The organism is Streptomyces sp. NPDC047000 (assembly GCF_040644295.1).
Classification (GTDB): Bacteria; Actinomycetota; Actinomycetes; order Streptomycetales; family Streptomycetaceae; genus Streptomyces.
Map to the genome: position 1 here is coordinate 222732 of NZ_JBEYWE010000010.1, position 22812 is coordinate 245543.

Consider the following 22812-nt stretch of genomic DNA (forward strand, 5'->3'; position numbering starts at 1 on the left):
GCCGCATGACCGCCCGGTACTGCTCGCTCCCGCAGCAGCCGGCCCCTTCCTATCCGCCGGGGCTGGCCGCGGAGCGGCTGGGCGCGCTCATGGCCGGACGCCGGATGTGGGTCAACGGGACGGTCCTGCACTACTGCTTCTTCGACGGCGACTCCGACGCCTCCGCCATCCCCGTGCCCGGCACCGGGGAGACCCGCCGGGTGTCGTGGGTGGGTGCCGAGGAGCAGCGGGAGGTGGTGCGGGAGTGCTTCCGGGAGTGGCAGGGGCTGGGCATCGGCGTGTCGTTCGCCGAGACCGGCGTCCGCTCGGAGGCCGAGCTGCGGATCGGCTTCCAGGGGGGTGACGGCTCCTGGTCGGCGGTGGGCAGGGACGCCCTGTCGGTCGGGACGGCCGAGCGCACCATGAACCTCGGCTGGGACCTCACGGCGCCGGGGCAGCGCGGGACGGCGCTGCACCAGATCGGGCACGCGCTCGGCATGCTGCACGAGCACCAGAGCCCGTTCGCCGGGATCCACTGGGACGACGAGGCCGTGTACGCGGATCTGGCGGGGCCGCCGAACCACTGGAGCCGGGACAGGACGCACTTCAACATCCTGCGCAAGCTGGACCCCGACGAGGTGAACGGCTCGGTCTGGGACCCGCTGTCCGTCATGGAGTACCCGTTCGCGGCCGGGCTGATCCTGGAGCCGGAGGAGTACCGCGGGGGTGTGCATCCGCCCGGGTCGCTGTCCCCTGCCGACAAGGAGTTCGTGCTGCGCTGGTATCCGCCGGCCGGGCGCCGGGAGCCGGCCCTGCTGGAGCCGTTCCGTTCGGTGCCGCTGCGGCTCGGGCCGGGCGGACAGGCCGACTTCACGATCGAGCCGCCGGAGACGCGTACGTACACGGTGGGCACGTTCGGGGCGTGCGACACGGTGGCCGTGGTCTTCGAGGAGCGCGACGGCGAGCCGCGCTTCCTCGCGGGCCGCGACGACGGGGGCACGCCGCACAACGCCACGTTCGGCGTACGCCTCGTCAGGGGGCGGCGCTATGTCGTCCGGGTGCGCCTGTACTCCGCCTGGGGTTCGGGCGGGAGCGCGGTCATGTGCTGGTGACGGCACCGGCCGCGCCGCCCGGGAACACGGACCACTGTCCGGCGCGGGGGGAACGGCCGAGGACGCAGCCTTCGGGGGAGGGAGGCGTCCTCGGCCCGCCACCGTGCGACGGACGGACGAGGCGCAGGTCAGCCCGGGGCGACCGCCGTGTGGGCGGCCCAGTCGAGGATCCGTACGGCCGCCCCGGCGGCCTCGAGACCCCGGCAGCGGGCCCGGTGGCGCCGCTCGATGCCGTCGAGGTCGAGGTGCCCGCCGAAGGCCGGGTGGGCGGTGAGACGGCGGGCGTAGGCCCACAGCGCGGGATGCGCGGCGACCCGCTCGACGGCACCGGCGTCGAGATGCACCCGGTGCACGATGTCCAGGTACACCAGCGCGACCCACAACTCCACGTCGGCCGAACTGATCTGATCACCTCTCACATACGTCTGCCCGTCGAGCCACCGCTCCAGCGCGCCCAGCGTCCCGAACAGCGTGGCGAGCGCCGCCTCCCGCTCCGCCGGCCCGGCACCGGCCGCGCCCGCCTGCTGCGCGGCCCCCTCGATGCCCTGGACGCACATCCGCTCGACGGCCTCGGTCTCCGACTCCGCGCCGCACGGGTACAGCGCCGTGCGGTCGCCGCCGAAGCGCCGGGCGAGGTCGCGCATGATGTCCGGGGCGTGGGTGCTGACGATGCGGCCGGACCAGCCGTCGCTGAGCACCGGCGCCAGGGCGGGTCCGGGATGGCGGTGCGCGCTCGCCTCGTAGAGCGGCAGCAGCGCGGAGTGGCCGCCGCCGGGGAGATCGGGGACGGCGGGCAGGAGGGTCACGGGACAGCTGTCGTCCAGGCGGAGCAGGCTGTGGGTGACGGCGATCCGGAGACCGTCCGGACACGACGTCGAGAGGTGGAGGCGGTAGCGGCGCGGCACGGCGTAGTGGCCGCTGCGCGCGTCCCGCCCGATCCGCCCGCGGAACGCCGGGGCGGACCGCGGGGACGGATGGGCGGCGAGCGGTACGACGGACATGGGTCTCCCCGGGTGAGGGCGCGCGGCGGTACGCGCGGCACGGCGGAAGCGACGCGGAAGGTGCGCGGGAGTGCGCGGGAGCCGCACGGGGGCGTGCGGGAGTGCTGAACCGTGCCGGCCCGGTGGGGCGGCCGGCCCCGGCTCAGGCCAGGTGCCCGATGGCGCTGCAGACCCGCAGCAGATCGATGTGACGGCGGGACGTCAGCAGCGGTGATGACGGCGGCGGGGGCGCGGGCGGCGACGGCCGGGAGCCGCGGCGGCACACCGCGCCCACGACCGGCTCAGCAGACCCCGTCACCATTCCCTACCTATTCACTAGGATTCCTCAAGTGTCGAGTCCGCTCCGGCCCTCGTCAAGAGTGCGTCCACGGTCCGGGACACCGGCAGGAGCGCGGGCCCGTCGTTCGTGCCCAGCACTGCCGGCCAGAGAGAACCTGCCGAGCCGCGAGCCGGTCACGTCGCAGCAGCAGAACGCCGAACTCGTCGTCCCGTCAATTCGGCCAGTGCAGCCTGCAGCGGCAGCACATCCGGCAACCGCGTCGCGGACGTCACGTCGTGCACGACCAGCAGCACCCGCAGGCACCCTCCCGGGTCACCCACCGCCCGACATCCACCCCGACCGGCACCCGCAGCCATCCGGTTCCACCCACCGCTCCGACCAGCTCCTCGACTCGCTCCGCTCAGCCTCGGGCAACAGGCCTCGCCCGTACGGACATCATCCACTCGATGAGAGCGGCGACGTGGCAGGAACGGGTCATGTACGCAGGCCCCTCCAGATGGAGCCGTCACGCCGACGGTCCGGGGAGCGGGCCGGGCACATGCGGCCGGGCGGGAGCTGTGGAAGCGTCGAGAGTGACCGATCCCCATTCCCCGCCGCTCATGGAGGAAGGGCCAACAGTGGTTGCTGCGGTTCCTGAGACGGGGGCTCGATTCGCGCTGTCCTGGGGGGAATTCAGCCTCGGCCAGTACCTGGGGCTGATCCTGATCGCGGTCGGGACGCTGGTCGGCGCCTGGCTGGGGCGCCGGTGGTCGCACCGTTCGACGATGCTGCTCGGCGCCGCGTCCGGGGTGCTGCTGGCGGTGGCCGGCGCCGACATCGTGCCGCACGCCCTGCGCGAGGCCGAGGAGCAGGGCCTCGCAAGCTGGATCGTGCCGGTCGTCGTCGCGGTCTTCGCCCTCGCACCGGCGTGGCACATCCTGCGCGGACGGGGTGAGCCGGGCCGGCTCCTGGAAATCGGAACGGCCGTCGCCCTCGTACTGCACCGGCTCGTCGAGGGCATGACGGTGGCTCTGCTGGCCTCGGTCCCCGTGGTGGCGGCGCTGACCGTGCACTCCGTCAGCGAAGGACTCGCGCTGACGGCGGTCCTCGACGCACGCGGCCGACGGCCCCTGACGCCATGGCTGGTCGCCGTCTGCGTCAGCCCGCTCGTGGGGGGCTGGATCACACTGGTGGCACCCGTGCCGGAGTGGACCCACGCGCTGCTGCTCGCCGTCGTCGCGGGTATGCTGCTGCGGAACGCGGGCACCGCCCTGGCCCTGGCCCGGCGCCGGCACCTGGCCGGGGAACTGCCACCGGCGCCCGTGCTGCTCGTGCTCGGCTCGGCCACCGCCGTCACCACGGCAGCTGTGCTGGTCCTGCGCTGACCACGGGCCGCGCGCCGCTGAGTTGCGTGCCCGTGACCCGGTGCGATCCTGGAAGTGGTCACCCCTCTCGGGGCATGCGCGGCACGCCCCGCATCCGCTGCCCACCCCCATTCCCTGTCCGGCCTTCCCCTTCGCGCCTCGGACGGAACCGAGTGGCGCGCGGCGGCAGCCACCCTCTTCACCGGAAGGGCAGAACCATGGCCCAAGCGGCTCGAGTGCGTCGTGACACGACGAAGATGACGGACATCTGGGACAACCAGCTCCTCTGGTACGCCCGAGCGGTACGGAAGATGCAGAGCAGGCCGGAGAGCGATCCGACCAGCTGGGGCTGGCAGGCCAACATCCACGGCGAGAAGGCGGATGTCCCCGGCCCCAACCCGGAATGGAACAACTGTCCCCACGGTGGCTGGTTCTTCCTGCCCTGGCACCGCGCCTACATCCTCTGCTTCGAGGAGATCGTGCGCGACGTCGTCCAGAACGAACTGGGCGGCCCCGACGACTGGACACTGCCGTACTGGAACTACACCCGGGTGACGAACGGCAACCCGGACAGCCCGGAATCCCAGGAATGCCGCCGCCTGCCAGGTGCGTTCCGCAGTCCGGGCTGGCCCGACGACGGGGGCGACAACCCGCTGTACCTGGCGGAGCCCGACCGCAGCCCGGGGGCCGCCCTGGGCGCTCCCATCGGGTGGACCGAGGCCAACCCGCACAAGGCCATGCAGGCACCGGACTTCACCGGCGTGACACAGTTCGGCAGCGAGTACACCGACAGCCATCTGATCCACAGCAACGGGCAGTCCGGCCTCCTGGAGATGCAGCCGCACAACCTCATCCACGGTTACGTGGGCGGGGTGATGTCGCAGTTCTTCTCGCCCCGGGACCCCATCTTCTGGCTGCACCACGCCAACATCGACCGCCTGTGGGCCGCTTGGACCGCGAGCGACCCCGGGCACAAGAACCCGGCGGACGCGGACTGGCTCGGCTTCACCCACACCTTCCGCGACGCACAGGGGAACAAGGTCGGGTTCACGTCCGAGGACCTCCAGTCCGAGGAGGCACTCGGGTACGTCTACGAGTCGCTGACGGACGGAATCGGGCTGAAGCCTCCCGAGCGGCTGGTCGCCCTGGTGGCGGCCGGTGCCGACCAGCCGCCGGAACAGGTGGCGGCCACCTCGGGTCCGACCGGCCTGGGCCCGGACACGTTCGCCGTCCCGCTGACTCCCGAGCCCGGCGCCCGCGAAGGGGCCCTGCCGGAGGCCGCCTCACCGCAGACGCCGAACCGGGCCATCCTCACCATGGACGACGTACGGGCCGACGCGCCGCCCCAGACGAACTACCGCGTGTTCGTCGGCGCGCGCCCCGACCATGAGGAGGACCTCGACCCCGAGGGCCCGTACTTCATCGGCCACCTGCACTTCTTCGGCGCCGTCGGCGCCAACACCCACCACCACGGTGATGCGGGGCTGACCTTCAAGTTCGACATCACCGACCACCTCACGGAGCTGCGCCAGCTGGGTGTGTGGGACGGCGAGGGCATTCCGCCCGTCGTGGTGACACCGGCCCCGCTCGGCCCGCCGCCCCCCGACGCCGGGGAGGAGGCGCGCGCCCTCGCCGCCGTTCCGACGCCACCACCGGACTCGCGCCCCCGCATCGGCAGCATCTCCCTGAGCACCACCTGACCGAGGCCCGGTGACAGCGATGGACACAGCAGACCTGGCCGGTACCTACACCTACCGGAGCTTCCTCGATCTGCCCGATCCGGTGGACGACTTCAACCGGCTGCGGTTCGCCCAGCTGGAGCTGAGACTGTCGGTCGAGCCCGGCGGCGCGATCAGCGGAGCGCTGGTCTTCTCCGACACGCCTGACGGCTTCCTCGGGATGGACATCACCGGGAAGGCCACGAACGGATCCCTCGTCCACTTCACCCTGACCGGCAGGGGGCAGCCGGACACACCCATCTCGGACTTCCACTACGAGTACGACGGCGTCCTCCTCCCCCACTGGCCGACGGGGGTGGACCAGCGGCAGACCCTGGCCGGGACCCTGCTGCGCGCGGCGAACCACGGCAGCGGTCCCGACCTGGCACTCGCCGGTCAGACGGCGAGCTTCCTGGCGGTCAAGCGGGACGGCTGATCCCGTACGCACACGGGCGCCGACGGCGGAGGAGATCCGCCGTCGGCGCCTTCCCTGCCGGGCCGGAGCCGACCGGGTCGGTCGCGTCCCGCGTCGTGGTGCAGAGGATCAACCGTCAGGCGTTCCGGTAGGCGGCTCCAGGTGATCTTCACCGGGTGGACGGTCCACGAGGCGGCCCGCCAGGGCGAGTCGAGCGCCCGGTTGTGCCGAGTCACCGCCGCCGGCCTGCGCTGCGACCTGATCGGCTGCACCATCCGGCGGGACTCAATCACCGGGGCGCCCGGCAAAACCGGAACGAGGGGGGGCGTCGGCGCCGCGAGAGCCGCAAACATGGCCCGGGAAAGACGCAGTTGGGGCACCGGGCAGGCGGTGTACGCCGGACCTGCGCTCCGTATGCGCGATGCCGCCCACCGGCGCAGAATGGAACATATGGGACTTGTCCGGCCGTGAACGCACACGGCCCCCTCTCCGAGTCCCCGGCGCAGGGGACTCGTGACTCTCCTCCAACACCCCTCTCCAGAAGGAGGGACCCCCCATGCGCCCCGTCTGCGGCATCCTCCCGCCGTACATCCTCGAGAAGCTGGCCGAGGCGGCCGACCATCCCGACGCCCGCGAGGCCGCCCGGGAAACGCTCACCGTCGGCGCCGACTTCCGGCAGAACCGGATCGACACACCGAGCCTGGCGGCACCCGCCCCGCCCACGCAGTTCGTCCTGACGCGGACGATCTACGACGCCGACCACAGCGCGGTGCTGCCCGGCCACGAGGTCAGGGGAGAAGGTGATCCGCCCACGCTGGACGGCACCGTCAACCGCGCCTACGAAAGCCTCGGCCTCACCTTCATGTTCTTCCAGAACATCTACGGGCGCCACTCCATCGACGACGCCAACCTGCCGCTGGACGCCACGGCCCACTATCGTCGCCGGTTCAACAACGCCCTCTGGAACGGCAGCCAGATGGTTTTCGGAGACGGTGACGGAGTCGTCTTCAACGACTTCACCATCTCCCACGACATCGCCGCCCACGAACTCTTCCACGGAGTCACGCAGTACACCGCCGGCCTGGTCTACCAGGATCAGTCGGGCGCCCTCAACGAGTCGGTCTCGGACGTCTTCGGCTCACTCGTGAAGCAGTACGACCGGCACCAGACGGCCGATCAGGCCGACTGGCTGATCGGGGCGGGCCTGTTCACCCCGGCGGTGCGGGGGCAGGCCCTGCGGTCCCTGAAGGACCCGGGTTCGGCGTTCGACGACCCGCAGCTGGGCGGCAAGGACGACCAGCCGAAGCACATGAGCGGCTACATCCACACCTCGGCGGACAACGGCGGCGTCCACGCCAACTCCGGCATCCCCAACCACGCCTTCTACCTGGTCGCGACCGCCATCGGCGGCTTCGCCTGGGAGAAGGCGGGACGTATCTGGTACGAGACGATGACCTCCGGGCAGCTCGCCGAGAACTGCACCTTCCAGGAGTTCGCCGATGTCACGGGGAACACGGCGAAACGGCTCTACGACACCGGGAGTGAACTGGCGGCGGTGGAGGACGCCTGGCGGGCCGTCGGCGTTCTGTGAGCCCCCGCGCCATGCGCATCCGGCTGATCAGAGACGGCGGCCTGCTCGGCAGGTCCCACGAGGCCGACGTGGACACCCTCGGACGGCCCGACGGGACGGAGCTGGAGCGGCTCGCCCACGAGGTCCTCACCGAGCAGGACGCCCGGCCCCGGGCCGGGCCGGGCGTGCCCGACGCCTACCACTACCGGCTGACCGTGGACGACCGGCCCCCGGTCGAGTTCACCGACCCCGGACTGACCGAGGGCCAGCTCCGACTGGTCGAGCGGGTCCTCGGGGAGGGCTCCTGAAAGGTCGCTTTCATCCCCAGGGCCGCGTCTTTCCCTGGTTCGCGTGCTGCGGGGCTGCGGGGCTGACGCGACGTCCGCATCCGAGTGATCCGGCCGATGCCCGCCGGGAGTTGATCGAGCCGGTCCTCGCGGCCTGCGCTTCGGACGCCGCGGCCTGCCATCCGTGGCGCACCTTGACCGGGTCAAAGTGCGCCACAACCCCTTCACCATGCGCAGGTCCCCAAGCGGTCCCCAGGAATGATCGAGGGGCCGCTTCAGATCTCCTCTGAAACGACCCCTGACCTGCGACTTCGTAAAGTCGGGACGACAGGATTTGAACCTGCGACCCCTTGACCCCCAGTCAAGTGCGCTACCAAGCTGCGCCACGTCCCGACGCGGTTCGCACGATGGTGTGCCGTGTGATCGCGTACGTAGACCCTACCGTACGCGTACGGGTGCTTCCGTCCCGCTGTCCGCGGTGGCGGCGGAGCTGGCGACGGCAACCAGGGCGGTGCGGCGCGCCGGGACCAGGAGGGCGGCCAGGGCGGCGGCCAGGCAGAGGACGGCGAGCAGGGCGAAGGCGTGGGTGTAGCCGGTCTCGTACGGCAGGCCCGTGGGCTGGAGCCGGCCGGTCACCAGGACGCCGGTCACCGCGGCGCCGACGGAGCCGCCGATGGTGCGGATGTTGGCGTTCATGCCGGTGGCGGCGCCGGTCTGCTCGGGCGGGACGGCGCCGACGATCAGGTTGGCCATGGAGGCGAAGGCGAGGCCGATACCGAGGCCGAAGATGCCCGACACCACCGCGACCTGCCACTGCGCGTCGTGCCACAGGGCGAGGATGCCGAGGGCCAGCGCGCCGAGCGCGGCGCCCGTGGCGAGCAGCGGCTTGGCGCCCAGTACGGGTTCGAGACGGCCGCCCACCACACCGGAGAGGAACATCGCCACCAGCATCGGCAGCATGAGCAGTCCGGAGGCGGTGACACTGGCGCCGAAGCCGTATCCGGCGGCGCTCGGCGTCTGGACGAAGCCGGGCAGGAACGACCAGATCGCGTACATGCCCGCGCCGAACAGCAGCGCGGCGGCGTTGGTCGTCCGCACCACGGGCAGCCGCATGACGCGCAGGTCGATCAGCGGGTTGCGGGAGCGGGACTCACCGGACAGCCAGAGGGCGAACAGCACGGCGGCGGCGGCGAGGAGACCGAGCACCCGGGCCGAGCCCCAGCCCCAGCGCGTGGCCTGGCTCAGCGGCAGCAGCAGCGCCACGAGCCAGCCGGACAGCAGCACGGCACCGAGCCAGCTCACCTTGCCCTCGGCCCGGTCGCGCGACTCGGGGACGTAGCGCAGTGCGATGAGGACGGTCACGGCGACGACCGCGACCGGGATCCAGAACAGCCAGCGGTAGTCGAGGGCGCTGACGATGGGACCGGCGGCGACCATGCCGACGCCACCGCCGGCGGCGATCACGGCGGACAGGTTGCTGATGCTGCCGCTCACCTCGGACGGGGCGAACTCGTCACGGATGATGCCGAAGGACAGCGGGAACAGCGCACCGCCCGCGCCCTGCACCACCCGGGCGACGATCAGCACCCCGATGTCCGGCGCCAGCGCGGCGACCAGACAGCCGGCCAGGACGGCGACGAGCACCGCGACGAGGGTGCGTCTGCGGCCCACGAGGTCGCCGACCCTGCCGAGGATCGGGGTGAAGACCGAGGCGGACAGCAGGTACGCCGTCATCACCCAGGTCGCGGTGGACTGCGAGGTGTGCAGCGCGTGCTGGACGGTCGGCAGGGCCGGTGCGATCAGCGACTGCAGCATGGAGAACACGCCGGCACCGGTCGCGAGGACCGCGAAGGTGAGGCGGGTGGACTTCCGGGGCATGGGGATGCCTCTCCGAATCTGGACGCGGAGGGAGGAGGGGGAGGAGGGAGGAGGGAAGAAGCGAGAGGTCAGCAGTGGGGTGCGGCTCTGCGGGCACGTCTGCCCGCGGCGCGTCGACCCCGCACTGCTAAAGTGGAGGTACCCCTCCACTGTAACGGAGGGATACCTCCGGTTCAACTCGTCCCGCCCGGGAGGCACCACGTGACGGCCCAGCCGTACCCCGTCAGCGAGATCGCCGCCGCCCGGCGACCGCACCGCAAGGACGCCGCACGCAACTACGACGCCCTCCTCGACGCCGCACGCGAGGCGTTCGCGGAGCACGGCGCGGAGGCGTCACTGGAGGACATCGCCCGGCGCGCGGGCGTCGGCATCGGCACCCTCTACCGCAACTTCCCGACCCGCCGCGACCTCTTCGAGAGCGTCTACGCCGACGAGGTCAACGCCCTGTGCCAGGTGGCCGTCGAGGTCGCCGCCCTGGAGCCCTGGGAGGCGCTGTCGGCATGGCTGCGCCGGTTCACCGGCTACATGGTCACCAAGCGCGCCGTGCGCGAGGCGCTCAACGACGAGTCGGACATCTTCCAGGCCTGCCGGGACTCGCTGTACGCGGCCGGCGGCCCGCTGTTCGAACGGGCGCAGGAGGCCGGAGAGGCGCGGAAGGACATGGACTTCAGCGATCTGCTGCGGATGGTCGCCGGGATCACCGCGACGGTCTTCGACGACGACGCCCAGCGCGACCGCGTCCTGGGCATCGCCCTCGACGGGGTGCGCGCCGCCGGCCGGTGACCCGGCGGGCTCCCGGGGCACGCGCTATTTGATGAGCGCGTTGACCAGCACGACCACCACCCCGAACAGCGCGTCCGCCGTTCCGATCAGCCCGGCAACGCCCCAGCCGCGCCCCGACCGGCGGGACGTGACCACGCCGAGCCCGAACAGCAGCACGATGTTCATCACGAAAGCCGGATACTCCACGCCCTCGGCCGACCACCAGCCCCAGTACGCCCCCGCGAGCACCACCACCGTCGGCAGTACGGCCGCCACCAGCGGCCACTCCTCGGCCAGGGTGCGCAGGACGTCCCAGCGGCGGTGCGGTGCGCGCTCGGCGATGTAGTGGGCGTAACCGTGCGCCAGGGCGGAGGCGAGGGCCGTGACCAGCACCCATACGGCGTCGTAGCCGCGGCGGGCGGGTGAGGTGTAGCCGTACTGGCTGAGCGCGGCGACCATCGAGCTGGCGAGGACGGCACCGTAGACCCCGCCGAAGAGGATCGCCTCGGGTGTGTCGTGGTGGGTCCGCTCGCCGACGGCCGCCGGGTGCGGAACCGTACCTCCGGGCTCATCCGTCATGCGCCCACGATCACCCGGCGCGTGCGGCGCCGCCACTCACCGCGGGGGCGGACCCGTCGTCCCCCTGATCTCCAGCGTCGGTGCCGCGAGATGCACGCGGCCCTCTCCCCCGGGACGACCGAGGCGGCCGAGGCTGTCAGGGCCGTCACGGCTGTCGGCACGGTCGAGACGGTCGAGCAGGCAGCGGGCGGCTCGGCGGCCGACCTCGTGCCCGGCCGCGTCGACGGTGGTCAGCCACACGTGCCGCAGCCGGGAGATGCTCGTGTCGTCGTACCCCGCGACCGAGACGTCCCGCGGCACCCGCAGTCCCAGCTCCTCGGCCGCCGACAGCGCGCCGACCCCGGCGATGTCGTTGACGGCGAACAGGGCCGTCGGCCGGTCGGGGCGGCTGAGCAGCCGTACGGTGGCGCGGTAGCCGCCCTCCTCGGTCATGTCGCTCGGCTCGACCAGCGCCTCGGCGGCCGGGCCGTGCGCGCGCATCACCGCCTCGAAGCTGCGCCTGCGCAGCTCGCCGACCGCGCCGTAGCCCGCGATGTGCGCGATCCGACGGTGGCCGAGTCCCAGGAGGTGCTCGGTGACGAGGCGGGCGCCGTGCTCGTCGTCGTTGGCGACGGTGTCCACGCCGGGCGGCGCGGGCTCCCGGGCCCCGGCGACGACGACCGGGATGCGCTCGGCCACGGTGCCGAGGGCGGCCGGGTCCGGCAGGGTGCCGACCACGACGAGGCCGTCGGCCTGGAGGTCCAGGAAGGGGCCGGTGAGGTCGTGGCCGATGCGGCGGTTGAGGCGGGCGTCGGCGAGCAGCATGTGCAGGCCGTTGTCGTGGAGCAGGGAGTTCAGGCCGTCGAGGAGGTCGACGAACCAGGGGTTGCGCAGGTCGTTGAGGAGGACGCCGACCGTTCTGGTGCGCTGTTCGCTGAGGCTGCGGGCGACGGCGTTGGGCCGGTAGCCGAGCTCACGCACCGCCCGCAGGACCGCCTCCCGCTTCTCGGTGCGCACCTGGTCCGAGCCGCGCAGCACCAGTGAGACCAGCGACTTGGACACCCCGGCCCGGTCGGCCACGTCACGGATCGTCGGCGGTCTCATGGGATGGACCGTTCCATGAGACCTCCGGCTTGTCAAAGGTCACAAAGAGGGCAAGGCGGCAGCCGGACGGAGTGTCCGCGGGCGGGTGCGACGGCTTGACATCGTTGGAAACCACACCCAAGGTGGCCCTGAGTGGAGAACGGACAGTGGATGGACCGGTCCAAAGAAGGGCTGTCAAAGTGGAATCGCTCGGTGTCGCCGTCGTCGGGTTCGGCTGGATGGGCCGGGTGCACACCCAGGCGTACTCCCGGGTCGCGCATCACTTCCCGCAGCTCGGACTGCGGCCGCGGCTGGTGACGGTCGCCGAGGAGGTGCCGGGGCGCGCCGAGGAGGCGGCCGAGCGGTACGGGTTCGCCTCGGCGACCCGCGACTGGCGTGCGGTGGCCGCCGATCCGCGTGTCCGGGCGGTCAGCATCACCGCGCCGAACTTCCTGCACCGCGAGATCGGCGTGGCCATGGCCGAGGCGGGCAAGCACATCTGGATCGAGAAGCCGGTCGGTCTGGCCGCCGGGGACGCGCGGGCCGTCGCCGACGCGGTCGCCAAGGCGGGTGTGCAGGGCGCGGTCGGCTTCAACTACCGCAACGCGCCCGCCGTCGAGGCCGCGCGCGAGCTGATCGCCGCCGGGGAGATCGGCACGGTCACCCATGTCCGCGTCCGGTTGTTCAGCGACTACGCCGCCCATCCCGAGGGCGCGCTGACCTGGCGCTACGAGCGGGCGCGGGGCGGCAGCGGAGTGCTGGGCGACCTGGCCTCGCACGGCGCCGACCTGGCCCGGTACCTGCTGGGCGACATCGAGGCGCTGGTCGCCGACACCTCGGTGTTCGTGCCGGAGCGGGCGCGTCCGACGGGCGCCACCGCCGGTCACACCCGGGCCGCCGGCGGCGAGCTCGGGCCCGTGGAGAACGAGGACTACGTCAGCTGTCTGCTGCGCTTCGCCTCGGGCGCCCGGGGGGTCCTGGAGGCGTGCCGGGTGTCGGTCGGCGAGCAGAACAACTACGGCTTCGAGGTGCACGGCACCCGGGGTGCGGTGCTGTGGGACTTCCGCCGCATGGGCGAGCTGGGCGTCAGCCGGGGCACGGCGTACCAGGACCAGCCCGTCAGCACGGTGTACGTCGGTCCCGGCGCCGGTGACTTCGCCGCGTTCCAGCCCGGCGCGGCCAACGCCATGGGGTACGACGACCTGAAGGTGATCGAGGCGCACCGGTTCCTGCGTTCCGTCGCCGAGGGCACGCCGTACGGCGCCACGCTGCCGGACGCCGTGCACGCCGCCGCCGTCCTGGACGCGATGGCGCGGTCCGCCGAGAGCGGGACGTGGGTCCGGCCGGAGGGGACGTGACCTGCGGGAGCGTGACCGGCAGGAGCGTGACCGGCAGGGGCCTGAGCGGTGGGGACGTGACCGGTGGGTCGCGGCCGGGGCTCCGGGACGCCGTGCGACAGGTGAAGAGCGAGGGCTGAGGACAGTATGGGACTTCTCGACGACAAGATCGTCCTCATCAACGGCGGCACGCTGGGCGTCGGTGCCGCCGTCGCGCGCGCCGCCAGCCGGGAGGGCGCCGTGGTCGCCGTCACCGGGCGGCGGGCCGGACCGGGCGGGTCCCTGGTGACCGAGCTGTCGGAGGCGGGCGGCAAAGCGATGTTCGTCCAGGCCGACCTGTCGGACGCCGAGCAGGCCAAGTCCGCCGTACTGGACGTGGTCGCCGCGTACGGCCGGGTCGACTGCCTGGTGAACTCCGCCGGGCTCACCTCCCGCGGCAGCCTGCTGAGCACCACGCCGGAGCTGTTCGACGCGCACGTCGCGATCAATCTCCGGGCGCCGTTCTTCGCGATGCAGGCGGCGGTGGCGGACATGGTGGCGCGGGAGGCGGCCGGCACGATCGTCAACATCATCACGTCCTCCGCCCACGGCGGGCAGCCGTTCCTGGCGCCGTACGTCGCGGCCAAGGCGGGGCTGATCGGTCTGACCCGCAACACGGCGCACGCCCACCGCTGGGACCGGATCCGGATCAACGGCCTGAACATCGGCTGGACGGAGACCGAGGGTGAGGACGCCACCCAGCGCACCTTCCACGGTGCCGGGGACGACTGGCGTGAACAGGCCGCGGCCCGGCTGCCGATGGGCAGGCTCGGCCAGCCGGACGAGATCGCCGACTTCGTGGTCCTGCTGCTGTCCGACCGGTCCGGCGTGGTCACCGGCTCGGTGATCGACTGGGACCAGAACGTACTCGGCGGCCTGGACTAGGCCGCGCCATATCCTCCCTTTCCCCCGCTTCTCCACCGCACCGCACCAAGGAGCTGTACCCCCATGCGTATCGGAATCCTCGGCCTCGGCCGTATCGGCGCCTTCCACGCCGAGACCCTGTCCGCGCTGGACGCCGTCGAGTCCCTCGTCGTCGCCGACCCGTTCGCGGACGCGGCCAAGTCCGCCGCGGAGCGGTTCGGCGCCGAGGTCGCGGACTCTCCGGAGGCGCTGCTGGCCGCAGGGGTGGACGGCCTGGTCGTCGCGGCGGCCACGGACGCCCATCCGACGCTGATCCTGGCCGGTGTGGAGGCGGGTGTCCCGGTCTTCTGCGAGAAGCCCGTGGCGCGCACGATGGCGGAGGGTGCGGAGGTCCTCAAGGCCGTCGAGGGCAGCGACGTGCCGATCCAGATCGGCTTCAACCGCCGCTTCGACGCCGGCTTCACGGCCGCCCGGGAGGCCGTGCGGAGCGGTGAGCTGGGCAAGCTGCACACGGTCCGCTCGACGACCCTGGACCCGGCGCCGCCGCCGGCCGCGTACATCGCGTCGTCGGGCGGGATCTTCCGCGACTGCTCGGTGCACGACTTCGACATCATCCGCTGGGTGACCGGCCGCGAGGTGACCGAGGTGTACGCGGTCGGCGGCAACCGGGGCGCCGACTACATCAGGGAGGCGGGCGACGCCGACACCACCGGCGCGATCCTCACCCTGGACGACGGCACGATCGCGGTGGTGTCCAACAGCCGCCACAACGCCCGGGGTTACGACGTCCGCATGGAGCTGCACGGCTTCGCGGACTCCATCGCGGTGGGCCTGGAGGACAAGCTGCCGCTGCGTTCGGTGGAGCCGGGTACGACCTTCCCGGCGGGCACGCCGCACGACTTCTTCATGGACCGCTTCACGGCCGCCTACCGCGCCGAGCTGACCGCGTTCACCGAGGTCGTCGCGGGCACCCGCCCCTCCCCCTGCACGATCGCCGACGCCCTGGAGTCCGGCTGGATCGCGGAGGCGTGCACGCTGTCCCTGCGGGAGCACCGGCCGGTGACGATCGCGGAGGTACGGGGCGGGGGCGCCTGAGCCCGGCGCGGGCGACCGGGGGCGGCCGGACGCCGGGGCGGCGGTGAGAGCGGCGCGGGGCCGGGCGAGCCGTCAGGCGCCGCGCCATACGTTGGAGAACGCCGCGTCCTCGATGGACTTGCGGTGGCGGACGCCGACCAGTTCCGTGACGGCGTCGTCGACGGCGGCGAGGATCGTGACCACCGACTCGTCGGTGACGTCGCGCAGGTCGGCGGCGGGCCGGTCGGAGACGCCGGCGGCCGTGGCGAGGGCGGCGAGCACGGGATCCTCGGCGGCCCAGCGGTGCCCGGCACGGGTACGGGTGGGTGAGTCGACCAGGGCGGTCTGCCCGATCCAGGCGGGCAGCCAGCGGCGGCGGCGCAGGGTGAGCAGTCCCTCCGCCTCGAAGGCGTCCCGGTACGCCACGGACAGGCCGCGGCCGCGGCGCCACAGCCAGTCCTCCACCGTCTCGTGGGGAACCTGCGGCCTGAGGGACGCGGCGGCCTGGGCCAGCATCGGGTCGGGGACGTCCCGCGGGGTCGCCGGGACGATGCGTTCGCCGTCGAGCACGGCGGCCTCCAGGCGCAGGAGGTCGATCAGCTCGGCGCCGGCGAGGGCGAGCGACAGGTCGCCGGGCGCGGGGTGGCTCGACGCCACGTCCAGGGTGACGACGAACAGATCCCGCGGTGTGGTCATGCCGCCGACTTTAGCGCTGCGCGCGGCTCGGTGGTTCTTCGACCAGGGGTTCGTCGCGGCCCGTCGCCGAGTTCGACTGCGGACGCGTCGTGGCCGGTCGCGCAGTTCCCCGCGCCCCTGGGGAGTTGCGGTCCGCGTCAGCCGCGGGGCTCGGCTCCGCCCGGCCAAGGGGCCGGGGCCGGGCCGTCTCAGCCGCGGGCAGTCGTGCCGCGGGGCGGCACGGGTGGGTGCGGGCGGTGGGCTGCCGGCGCCGGGTCGTACGGCGTGCCCCGGCCCGGCAGGGGGACGGGGGCGCGGCGTCGTCGGCGCGCCCCGTCGGTCGTGCCGTGTCCGCGGCGGCGCTCACGCTCCGCAGGAGCGGAGGAACGCGCGGGTGCGGACCGCGATCGGGAGGGGCTTGTCCGGGGGGCAGGGGTACATGTCCTGCTCCACGATCGCGAACAGGTCCACGCCCAGTTTCTGGGCCGCCGTCAGGACCGGGCCGAGTTCCGGGACGCCGGCCGGCGGTTCGCACATCACGCCGCGCTGGACCGCGGGGCCGAAGGGGATCTCGTTCTTGACGACGTCCGCGAGGATCTCCGGGTCGACCTGCTTGAGGTGCAGATAGCCGATGCGCTCGCCGTAGGTCTCGATCAGCTTGACGCTGTCGCCGCCGCAGTAGGCGTAGTGCCCGGTGTCGAGGCACAGGCTGACCAGGTCGGGGTCGGTCGAGTCGAGGAAGCGCTCGACGTGGACCTCGGTGTCGATGTGGGTGTCGGCGTGCGGGTGGACGACGATGTCCAGCCCGTACGTCTCCTTCACCCGGCGGCCGAGCCGCTCCATGCCCTGGGTGAGATGACCCCACTGCTCGGTGGTGAGCTCCGGCGGCTCGATGATCTCGGCGGTCTTGTCGTCGCGCCAGAAGGAGGGGATCACCACGAGATGCGTCGCGCCCATCGCCCTGGTGAGCTCCGCGACCTGGCCGACGTGCTCCCAGGTGGACTCCCAGACCGCCGGGCCGCGGTGCAGGCCGGTGAAGACCGTGCCCGCGGAGACCCTGAGGCCGCGCCGGTCCGTCTCGTCGGTGAGCCGTGCCGGGTCGGTGGGCAGGTAGCCGTAGGGGCCCAGCTCGATCCAGGAGTAGCCGGCCTCGGCGACCTCGTCGAGGAAGCGTTCCCAGGGCACCTGCTGCGGGTCGTCGGGGAACCAGACTCCCCAGGAGTCGGGTGCCGAGCCGACCCGGATGCGGTCCAGGGCAGGGGTCATGTCAGGAGGATCCTTCCGTTGACGGGACGGACTCTGGGGCGGGAGCGGGGACGGGCCGGTCCCCCTTCTCGGGGAGTTCCTCGACGTCCACGCCGCGCACCTGCGCCAGCTCGTGGCGGAGCGTGTCCAGTTCGGCGCCGCCCGCCATGTGGTTGGTCAGTTCCTCGAGGGTGACCTCGGCGCGGGATGCGGACAGTTCGAGGGTGCCCAGCCGCAGCACGCTGAAGTGGTCGCCGACCATGTACGCGTGGTGCGGGTTGTGGGTGATGAAGATCACGCCGAGACCGCGGTCGCGGGCGGCGGCGACGTACTTGAGCACCACTCCGGACTGCTTGACGCCGAGGGCGGCGGTGGGCTCGTCGAGGATGAGGACGCGGGCGCCGAAGTAGACGGCGCGGGCGATGGCGACGCACTGGCGCTGACCGCCGGAGAGCGTGCCGAGGGGCTGCTCCAGGTCGTCCAGGACGATGCCCATGTTGCGCAGTTCCCGGTCCGCGGTCTTCTTCATCCGGGGGATGTCGAGATGCCGCACGGGCCAGGGCCCCTTGGTGATCTCGGAGCCGAGGAAGAAGTTCCGCCACACCGGCATCAGCGGCACCGTGGCGAGGTCCTGGTAGACCGCGGCGATGCCCTTGGCGAGGGCCTCACGGGGGCTGGAGAACCGCACCGGCGCGCCGTCGACGAGGAAGTCGCCCTCGGTGTGCTGGTGGAGCCCGGAAATGATCTTGATGAGGGTGGACTTGCCGGCACCGTTGTCACCGAGCACACAGGTGACCCTGCCCGCGTGGACGGTGAGGTCGACGCCGTGCAGGGCGCGTATGTTGCCGTAGGACTTGCCGGCGTTGCGGAGCTCGACGAGCGGCTGGTCCGCGTCGCCCGGCGCGGCGTCCTGGAGGACGGCGCCGTGGGTTCCGGCTTCGTTGTTCGTCATGTCGGTCACCTTCGGGTCGCCGCGCGCTGGACCCACAGATTGATCAGTACGGCGCCGAGCAGCATCACGCCGAGGAATGCCTTGAACCAGTCGGGGTTCCAGCCCGCGTAGACGATGCCCTGCTGCACCATGCCGAACATGAAGGCACCGAAGACCGGCCCGATCGCCGAGCCGGCGCCGCCGGTCAGCAGGCAGCCGCCGATCACCGCGGCGGAGATGTAGATCAGCTCCTGGCCGACCCCCTCGCCGGACTGCACGGTGTTGAAGGAGAACAGCTGGTGCATGCCGATGAACCAGGCGCCGAAGCCGACGGTCATGAACAGGGAGATCTTGGTGAGACCCACCGGGACGCCGACGGCACGGGCACTGTCCTGGTTGCCGCCGACGGCGAAGATCCAGTTGCCGTAGGTGGTGCGCAGCAGGACCCAGGTGGCGAGGGCCGCGAAGACCAGCCACCACACGATGGTGATCTTCACCTGGACGCCGGCGACGTCGAAGGACGAGGCGAAGACCTTCTTCGCCTGGTCGAAGCCGTCCATGTCGCTGATGTCGTCGGTGGCGACGTTGCCGGTGACGAGCTTGGTGACGGCGAGGTTGACGCCCTGCAGGACCAGGAACGTGGCCAGGGTGACCAGGAAGCTCGGCAGCCCGGTCTTCACGACCATCCAGCCGTTGAAGAAACCGACGGCCAGTGACAGGACCAGCGACAGCAGCACGCCCACCCATACGTTCATGGTGAGCTGGTAGCTGAGCATGCTCGCGGTGAGCGCCGAGCTGATCACGGCGACACCGGACGAGAGGTCGAACTCGCCGCCGATCATCAGCAGGGCGACCGGCAGGGCCATGATGCCGATGGTCGACGACTGGTAGAGGATGTTGGCCATGGAGCTGCCGTCGCGCACCGGCGGGGCGGTGACGAGGAAGAACACGTACACGGCCACGGCGCCGAGGAAGACGCCGACTTCGGGGCGGGCCAGCATCCTGAGCGCCAGGGAGCGCTGGAGGGTGCGGCCGTCGCTTTCCTCGGGGCCGGAGGCCGGCGGTGTGGACACCGCCGGCTCGGCATGCTGGGTCATCGTCATCACCGGGTGCCCTTCGCCGCGTACTGCGCGACGGCATCGACGTTGCTCTTGTCGACGAAGGCCGGACCGGTCAGCACCGGCTGCTCACCGCCGCCCATGTAGTTGCCGTTGTTCTTGTAGAGCCACAGCGAGTCGACCGCGAGGTAGCCCTGCAGATACGGCTGCTGGTCCACGGCGAACTGGATGGTGCCCTTCTTGATGGCGCCGGTCAGCTGCTTGTTGAGGTCGAAGGTGGCGATCTTCGCCTTGCTGCCGGCGTCGCCCACGGACTGCACCGCGGTCAGCGCGAAGGGCGCCCCCAGGGTGGTGATGTAGTCGATGGAGCTGTCCTGCTTGAGCTTGGCGGTGATCGTCGACTTCACGGACGGCATGTCCGCGCCGTTGACGTAGAGGATGTCGGTCTTGCCGGAGAAGGTCTTCTTCACTCCGGAGCAGCGCTGGGTCAGGCCGACGTTGCCCTGCTCGTGGATGACGCACACGGTGTGCTTGGCGCCGATCTCGTTGAGCTTCTTGCCGAGCGCCTCACCGGCGACGGACTCGTCCTGGCCGAAGAATTCCGTGAGCCCGAGCTTCTGCCAGTCGCTCACACCGGAGTTCAGGCCGACGACGGGTATCTTCGCCGCCGTGGCCTTGCCGATGACGTCCTTCATGGCGTCGGGCTTGGCCAGGGTCAGGGCTATGCCGTCGACCTTCTGGTCCACCGCGTTCTGGACCAGGGTGGCCTGGTTGCCCGCGTTGGGGTCGGCGGAGTAGACGAGCTTGATGTTGTCCTTCGCGGCAGCGGCCTCGGCGCCCTTGCGGACGATGTCCCAGAAGGTGTCGCCCGGTGCCTGGTGCGTCACCAGGGCGACGGTCATCCGGGGCGTGGTGGCCTTGCCCGCGGAGGCATTGGTCCCGCCCTCTTCGGACTTCTTGCCGCCGGAACTGCTCGAGCAGCCCGCGAGGGTCAGGGCTGCCGCGGCGGCGACAGCCACGACGGGGGCGAATCTGCGGGAGCGAGAAGAGCGGTCCATTCTTTCCTGCACCTCACTGTGCTTTGGGCTGTAGTGATCGGTAACGCGAAGATCCCGGAAATCCGTGATCCTCGACCACCGGATCGTATGCCGTGGAACCGGCTGCTGTGCTGGCACCGGATCAAAGCCCCTGAGACAACCGCTGTCAATACTTTGTTAAGACATCATGTCGAAATAGGTCCGAATGTAAATACAAAGTATTGACACGACCGCCTCCCGGGACCTACACCTGGAGAGCGGCAGGACCCCCGGACCGGCGGTCGGTCCCCGGTCCGCAGCATCCCCCACGGCCCGCATCCCCCGCAGCTCGAGAGGCGTCGCACATGGCCGAAACCGCCCACCCCTTCGACCTGATCACCATGGGCCGCATCGGAGTCGACCTCTACCCGCTGCAGACCGGCGTGCCGCTGGCCCAGGTCGAGACATTCGGGAAGTTCCTCGGCGGATCGGCCGCCAACGTCGCCGTCGCGGCCGCCCGGCTCGGCCGCGCGACCGCCGTCGTCACCCGAACCGGCGACGACCCCTTCGGCGCCTATCTGCACCAGGCGCTCAAGGAGTTCGGCGTCGACGACCGCTGGGTCACCCCCGTCGCGGAGTATCCGACGCCCGTGACGTTCTGCGAGATCTTCCCGCCGGACGACTTCCCGCTGTACTTCTACCGCCGCCCCAAGGCTCCCGACCTGGAGATCCACGCCGGCGAACTGGACCTCGCCGCGATCCGCGCCGCCCGGATCTTCTGGATGACCGGCACCGGCCTCAGCGAGGAGCCCAGCCGCTCCGCCACCCTCGCCGCCCTCCAGGCCCGCGCCAAGGCCGGGACCACGGTCTTCGACCTCGACTGGCGCCCCATGTTCTGGCGTGATCCCGATGCCGCCCGCCCCCACTACGCCGCGGCCCTGCGGCACGCCACGGTCGCCGTCGGCAACCTCGACGAGTGCGAGATCGCCACCGGGGTGCGCGAGCCGCGCGCCTGCGCGGAGGCGCTGCTCGCGGCGGGTGTCGAGCTGGCCGTGGTCAAACAGGGGCCCCGGGGCGTGCTCGCCGTGCACCGCGACGGCCGGTCGGCGGAGGTGCCGCCGGTGCCCGTCGAGGTGGTCAACGGCCTCGGCGCGGGCGACGCGTTCGGCGGCTCGCTCTGCCACGGGCTGCTGTCCGGCTGGGACCTGGAGCGGATCATGCGGTACGCCAACGCGGCCGGCGCCCTCGTCGCCTCCCGGCTCGCCTGCTCCTCCGCGATGCCGGCCCCGGCGGAGGTGGACGCCCTGCTGGAGCGGTCCGCCGCGGGAGGTGACACCGTCACAGGCGTCACAAATGCCCCGGGTGTCCCACAGTCGCAGGCGGTCACAGACGGCGCGACTGTCGCAGATGCCACGGCCGTCACAGATGTCACAAGCCTCACAGGCGCCACGGATGTGGCAAACACCACAGACACTGCACAGACCGCGGCCGCCGCAGATATCACAGATGCCACAGATGCCGGAGATGCCGCGGACGCCTCGGCCACCGCACGGCCACCGGCTCGCCCGGCCCGCCCGGCCACCCCGAACCACCGGAGCCTTCCTTGACCATCACCATCCCCGATCTCCCCGCGCTCCGGGCCAGGCACCCCGAGGCCGTCGCCGAGGCCTGGGCCCGCCGCGCCCGGCGCCCGCTGATCGGCACCGGGGGCCGTCTGATGATCGTGGCCGCCGACCACCCGGCCCGCGGCTCACTCGCCGTGGGTGACCGCCCGCTGGCCATGGCCAACCGCGCCGACCTGCTGGAGCGTCTCTGCGTCGCGCTGTCGAGGCCGGGCGTCGACGGTGTGCTCGCCACCGCCGACGTCCTGGAGGACCTGCTGCTGCTCGGCGTGCTGGAGAACAAGGTCGTCATGGGCTCGATGAACCGCGGGGGCCTCGCCGGCGCCGCGTTCGAGCTGGACGACCGCTTCACCGGCCACCGCGCCCGGGACATCGAACGGCTGCGCCTGGACGCGGGCAAGCTGCTGCTGCGCATCGACTACGACGACCCGGGCTCCCTCACCACCATGGAGTCGGCCGCCCGCGCCGTCGACGACATGGCGGCCCGCCGGCTGCCGCTGTTCGTCGAGCCGTTCGTATCGCGCCGCGTCGACGGACGGGTGCGCAACGACCTGTCCGCCGGGGCGGTCACCAGGTCGGTCGCCATCGCCTCAGGTCTCGGCGGCACCTCGGCCTACACCTGGCTGAAGCTGCCCGTCACCGACGACCCCGACGACATGGCGGAGGTCCTGGGGACCTCCACCCTGCCCGTGGTCCTGCTCGGCGGCGAGATCGGCGAGGGCCCGGACGTCCAGGCGGCGGCCTACGAGCGCTGGCGCAAGGCCCTCAGACTCCCCACCGTGCAGGGCATGGTCGTCGGCCGGTCCCTGCTCTACCCGGCCGAGGGCACCGTCGCGCAGGCGGTCGACACGGCCGTCGGCCTGCTGTGAGACCGCCCGCGGTGAGACCGTCCGCAGTGAGACGGCCCGCGTTGGACCAGCGTGCGGTGAAACGCCCGCGACGGCCCGCCACGGCCCGCGACTGCC

At 71.9% G+C, this 22812-nt stretch carries 21 protein-coding genes, 1 tRNA gene and 1 pseudogene; 12 read left to right on the forward strand and 11 right to left on the reverse strand.

Annotated elements, in window-relative coordinates; all coding sequences use genetic code 11:
- Positions 1-5 precede the first annotated feature (5 nt).
- Positions 6-1091 (forward strand): M12 family metallopeptidase, encoded by a 1086-nt coding sequence (locus ABZ862_RS18640; protein WP_360959289.1) that lies wholly within the window; start codon positions 6-8, stop codon positions 1089-1091.
- Between the two features lie 128 nt (positions 1092-1219).
- Here the strand turns inward: ABZ862_RS18640 and ABZ862_RS18645 are convergent, their stop codons facing one another.
- The gene (locus ABZ862_RS18645; RefSeq protein WP_360959290.1) at positions 1220-2092 is read right to left on the reverse strand and encodes a glutathione S-transferase C-terminal domain-containing protein; all 873 of its coding nucleotides are present in this window, start codon (positions 2090-2092) and stop codon (positions 1220-1222) included.
- A 142-nt stretch (positions 2093-2234) separates the two neighbouring features.
- Complete coding sequence (locus ABZ862_RS18650; RefSeq protein ID WP_360959292.1) at positions 2235-2393, reverse strand: putative leader peptide; 159 nt, start codon at positions 2391-2393, stop codon at positions 2235-2237.
- 596 nt (positions 2394-2989) lie between these two features.
- Between ABZ862_RS18650 and ABZ862_RS18655 the strand changes: the two genes are divergently transcribed.
- From ABZ862_RS18655 to ABZ862_RS18675, 5 genes are all read left to right on the forward strand, one after another.
- Positions 2990-3736: a hypothetical protein gene (locus tag ABZ862_RS18655; RefSeq protein ID WP_360959294.1), complete on the forward strand. Its 747-nt coding sequence runs from the start codon at positions 2990-2992 to the stop codon at positions 3734-3736.
- 236 nt (positions 3737-3972) lie between these two features.
- Positions 3973-5415, forward strand: coding sequence for a tyrosinase family protein (locus ABZ862_RS18660; RefSeq protein ID WP_360959295.1), 1443 nt, complete (start codon positions 3973-3975; stop codon positions 5413-5415).
- Positions 5416-5434: 19 nt separating this feature from the next.
- A complete protein-coding gene (locus ABZ862_RS18665; RefSeq protein ID WP_360959296.1) occupies positions 5435-5869 on the forward strand; it encodes a hypothetical protein in 435 nt (144 codons plus the stop codon).
- Positions 5870-6404: 535 nt separating this feature from the next.
- The gene (locus ABZ862_RS18670) at positions 6405-7439 is read left to right on the forward strand and encodes a M4 family metallopeptidase (protein WP_360959297.1); all 1035 of its coding nucleotides are present in this window, start codon (positions 6405-6407) and stop codon (positions 7437-7439) included.
- Between the two features lie 11 nt (positions 7440-7450).
- A complete protein-coding gene (locus ABZ862_RS18675; RefSeq protein ID WP_360959299.1) occupies positions 7451-7726 on the forward strand; it encodes a protealysin inhibitor emfourin in 276 nt (91 codons plus the stop codon).
- Positions 7727-8024: 298 nt separating this feature from the next.
- Here the strand turns inward: ABZ862_RS18675 and ABZ862_RS18680 are convergent.
- Both ABZ862_RS18680 and ABZ862_RS18685 read right to left on the reverse strand, forming a co-directional pair.
- Positions 8025-8098 (reverse strand) — tRNA-Pro (locus ABZ862_RS18680).
- Between the two features lie 45 nt (positions 8099-8143).
- Positions 8144-9583, reverse strand: coding sequence for an MFS transporter (locus ABZ862_RS18685; protein ID WP_360959301.1), 1440 nt, complete (start codon positions 9581-9583; stop codon positions 8144-8146).
- A gap of 201 nt (positions 9584-9784) precedes the next feature.
- On the opposite strand from ABZ862_RS18685, the gene ABZ862_RS18690 reads away from it, so the two are divergent.
- On the forward strand, positions 9785-10366 hold the full coding sequence (locus ABZ862_RS18690; RefSeq protein WP_360959303.1) for a helix-turn-helix domain-containing protein: 582 nt from the start codon (positions 9785-9787) through the stop codon (positions 10364-10366).
- Positions 10367-10390: 24 nt separating this feature from the next.
- Here the strand turns inward: ABZ862_RS18690 and ABZ862_RS18695 are convergent, their stop codons facing one another.
- Both ABZ862_RS18695 and ABZ862_RS18700 read right to left on the reverse strand, forming a co-directional pair.
- On the reverse strand, positions 10391-10924 hold the full coding sequence (locus ABZ862_RS18695; protein ID WP_360959305.1) for a hypothetical protein: 534 nt from the start codon (positions 10922-10924) through the stop codon (positions 10391-10393).
- A 36-nt stretch (positions 10925-10960) separates the two neighbouring features.
- Complete coding sequence (locus tag ABZ862_RS18700) at positions 10961-12007, reverse strand: LacI family DNA-binding transcriptional regulator (protein ID WP_360959307.1); 1047 nt, start codon at positions 12005-12007, stop codon at positions 10961-10963.
- 179 nt (positions 12008-12186) lie between these two features.
- On the opposite strand from ABZ862_RS18700, the gene ABZ862_RS18705 reads away from it, so the two are divergent.
- From ABZ862_RS18705 to ABZ862_RS18715, 3 genes are all read left to right on the forward strand, one after another.
- On the forward strand, positions 12187-13344 hold the full coding sequence (locus ABZ862_RS18705) for a Gfo/Idh/MocA family oxidoreductase (protein ID WP_360959309.1): 1158 nt from the start codon (positions 12187-12189) through the stop codon (positions 13342-13344).
- A gap of 126 nt (positions 13345-13470) precedes the next feature.
- Positions 13471-14247: an SDR family oxidoreductase gene (locus ABZ862_RS18710; RefSeq protein WP_360959311.1), complete on the forward strand. Its 777-nt coding sequence runs from the start codon at positions 13471-13473 to the stop codon at positions 14245-14247.
- 63 nt (positions 14248-14310) lie between these two features.
- Positions 14311-15321 carry a Gfo/Idh/MocA family oxidoreductase gene (locus tag ABZ862_RS18715; protein ID WP_360959313.1) on the forward strand — a complete coding sequence of 337 codons (1011 nt, stop codon included), beginning with the start codon at positions 14311-14313 and terminating at the stop codon, positions 15319-15321.
- Positions 15322-15393: 72 nt separating this feature from the next.
- On the opposite strand, the gene ABZ862_RS18720 is transcribed toward ABZ862_RS18715, so the two are convergent.
- From ABZ862_RS18720 to ABZ862_RS18740, 5 genes are all read right to left on the reverse strand, one after another.
- On the reverse strand, positions 15394-15996 hold the full coding sequence (locus tag ABZ862_RS18720) for a GPP34 family phosphoprotein (protein WP_360959315.1): 603 nt from the start codon (positions 15994-15996) through the stop codon (positions 15394-15396).
- Positions 15997-16338: 342 nt separating this feature from the next.
- Positions 16339-17241 (reverse strand): sugar phosphate isomerase/epimerase, encoded by a 903-nt coding sequence (locus ABZ862_RS18725; RefSeq protein ID WP_360959317.1) that lies wholly within the window; start codon positions 17239-17241, stop codon positions 16339-16341.
- Position 17242: 1 nt separating this feature from the next.
- Positions 17243-18172 (reverse strand): ATP-binding cassette domain-containing protein, encoded by a 930-nt coding sequence (locus tag ABZ862_RS18730; protein WP_360959319.1) that lies wholly within the window; start codon positions 18170-18172, stop codon positions 17243-17245.
- Positions 18173-18177: 5 nt separating this feature from the next.
- Positions 18178-19254: an ABC transporter permease gene (locus ABZ862_RS18735; RefSeq protein WP_360959321.1), complete on the reverse strand. Its 1077-nt coding sequence runs from the start codon at positions 19252-19254 to the stop codon at positions 18178-18180.
- Entirely contained in the window at positions 19254-20267 is a 1014-nt protein-coding gene (locus ABZ862_RS18740) for a sugar ABC transporter substrate-binding protein (protein WP_360959323.1), read from the reverse strand. Before ABZ862_RS18740 ends, ABZ862_RS18735 begins: the two co-directional genes overlap by 1 nt.
- 323 nt (positions 20268-20590) lie before the next feature.
- Between ABZ862_RS18740 and iolC the strand changes: the two are divergent.
- Positions 20591-21544: pseudogene (gene iolC, locus ABZ862_RS18745) on the forward strand (5-dehydro-2-deoxygluconokinase); the annotation flags it as partial.
- A gap of 284 nt (positions 21545-21828) precedes the next feature.
- Positions 21829-22716, forward strand: coding sequence for a deoxyribose-phosphate aldolase (locus tag ABZ862_RS18750; protein ID WP_360959324.1), 888 nt, complete (start codon positions 21829-21831; stop codon positions 22714-22716).
- Positions 22717-22812: the final 96 nt, after the last annotated feature.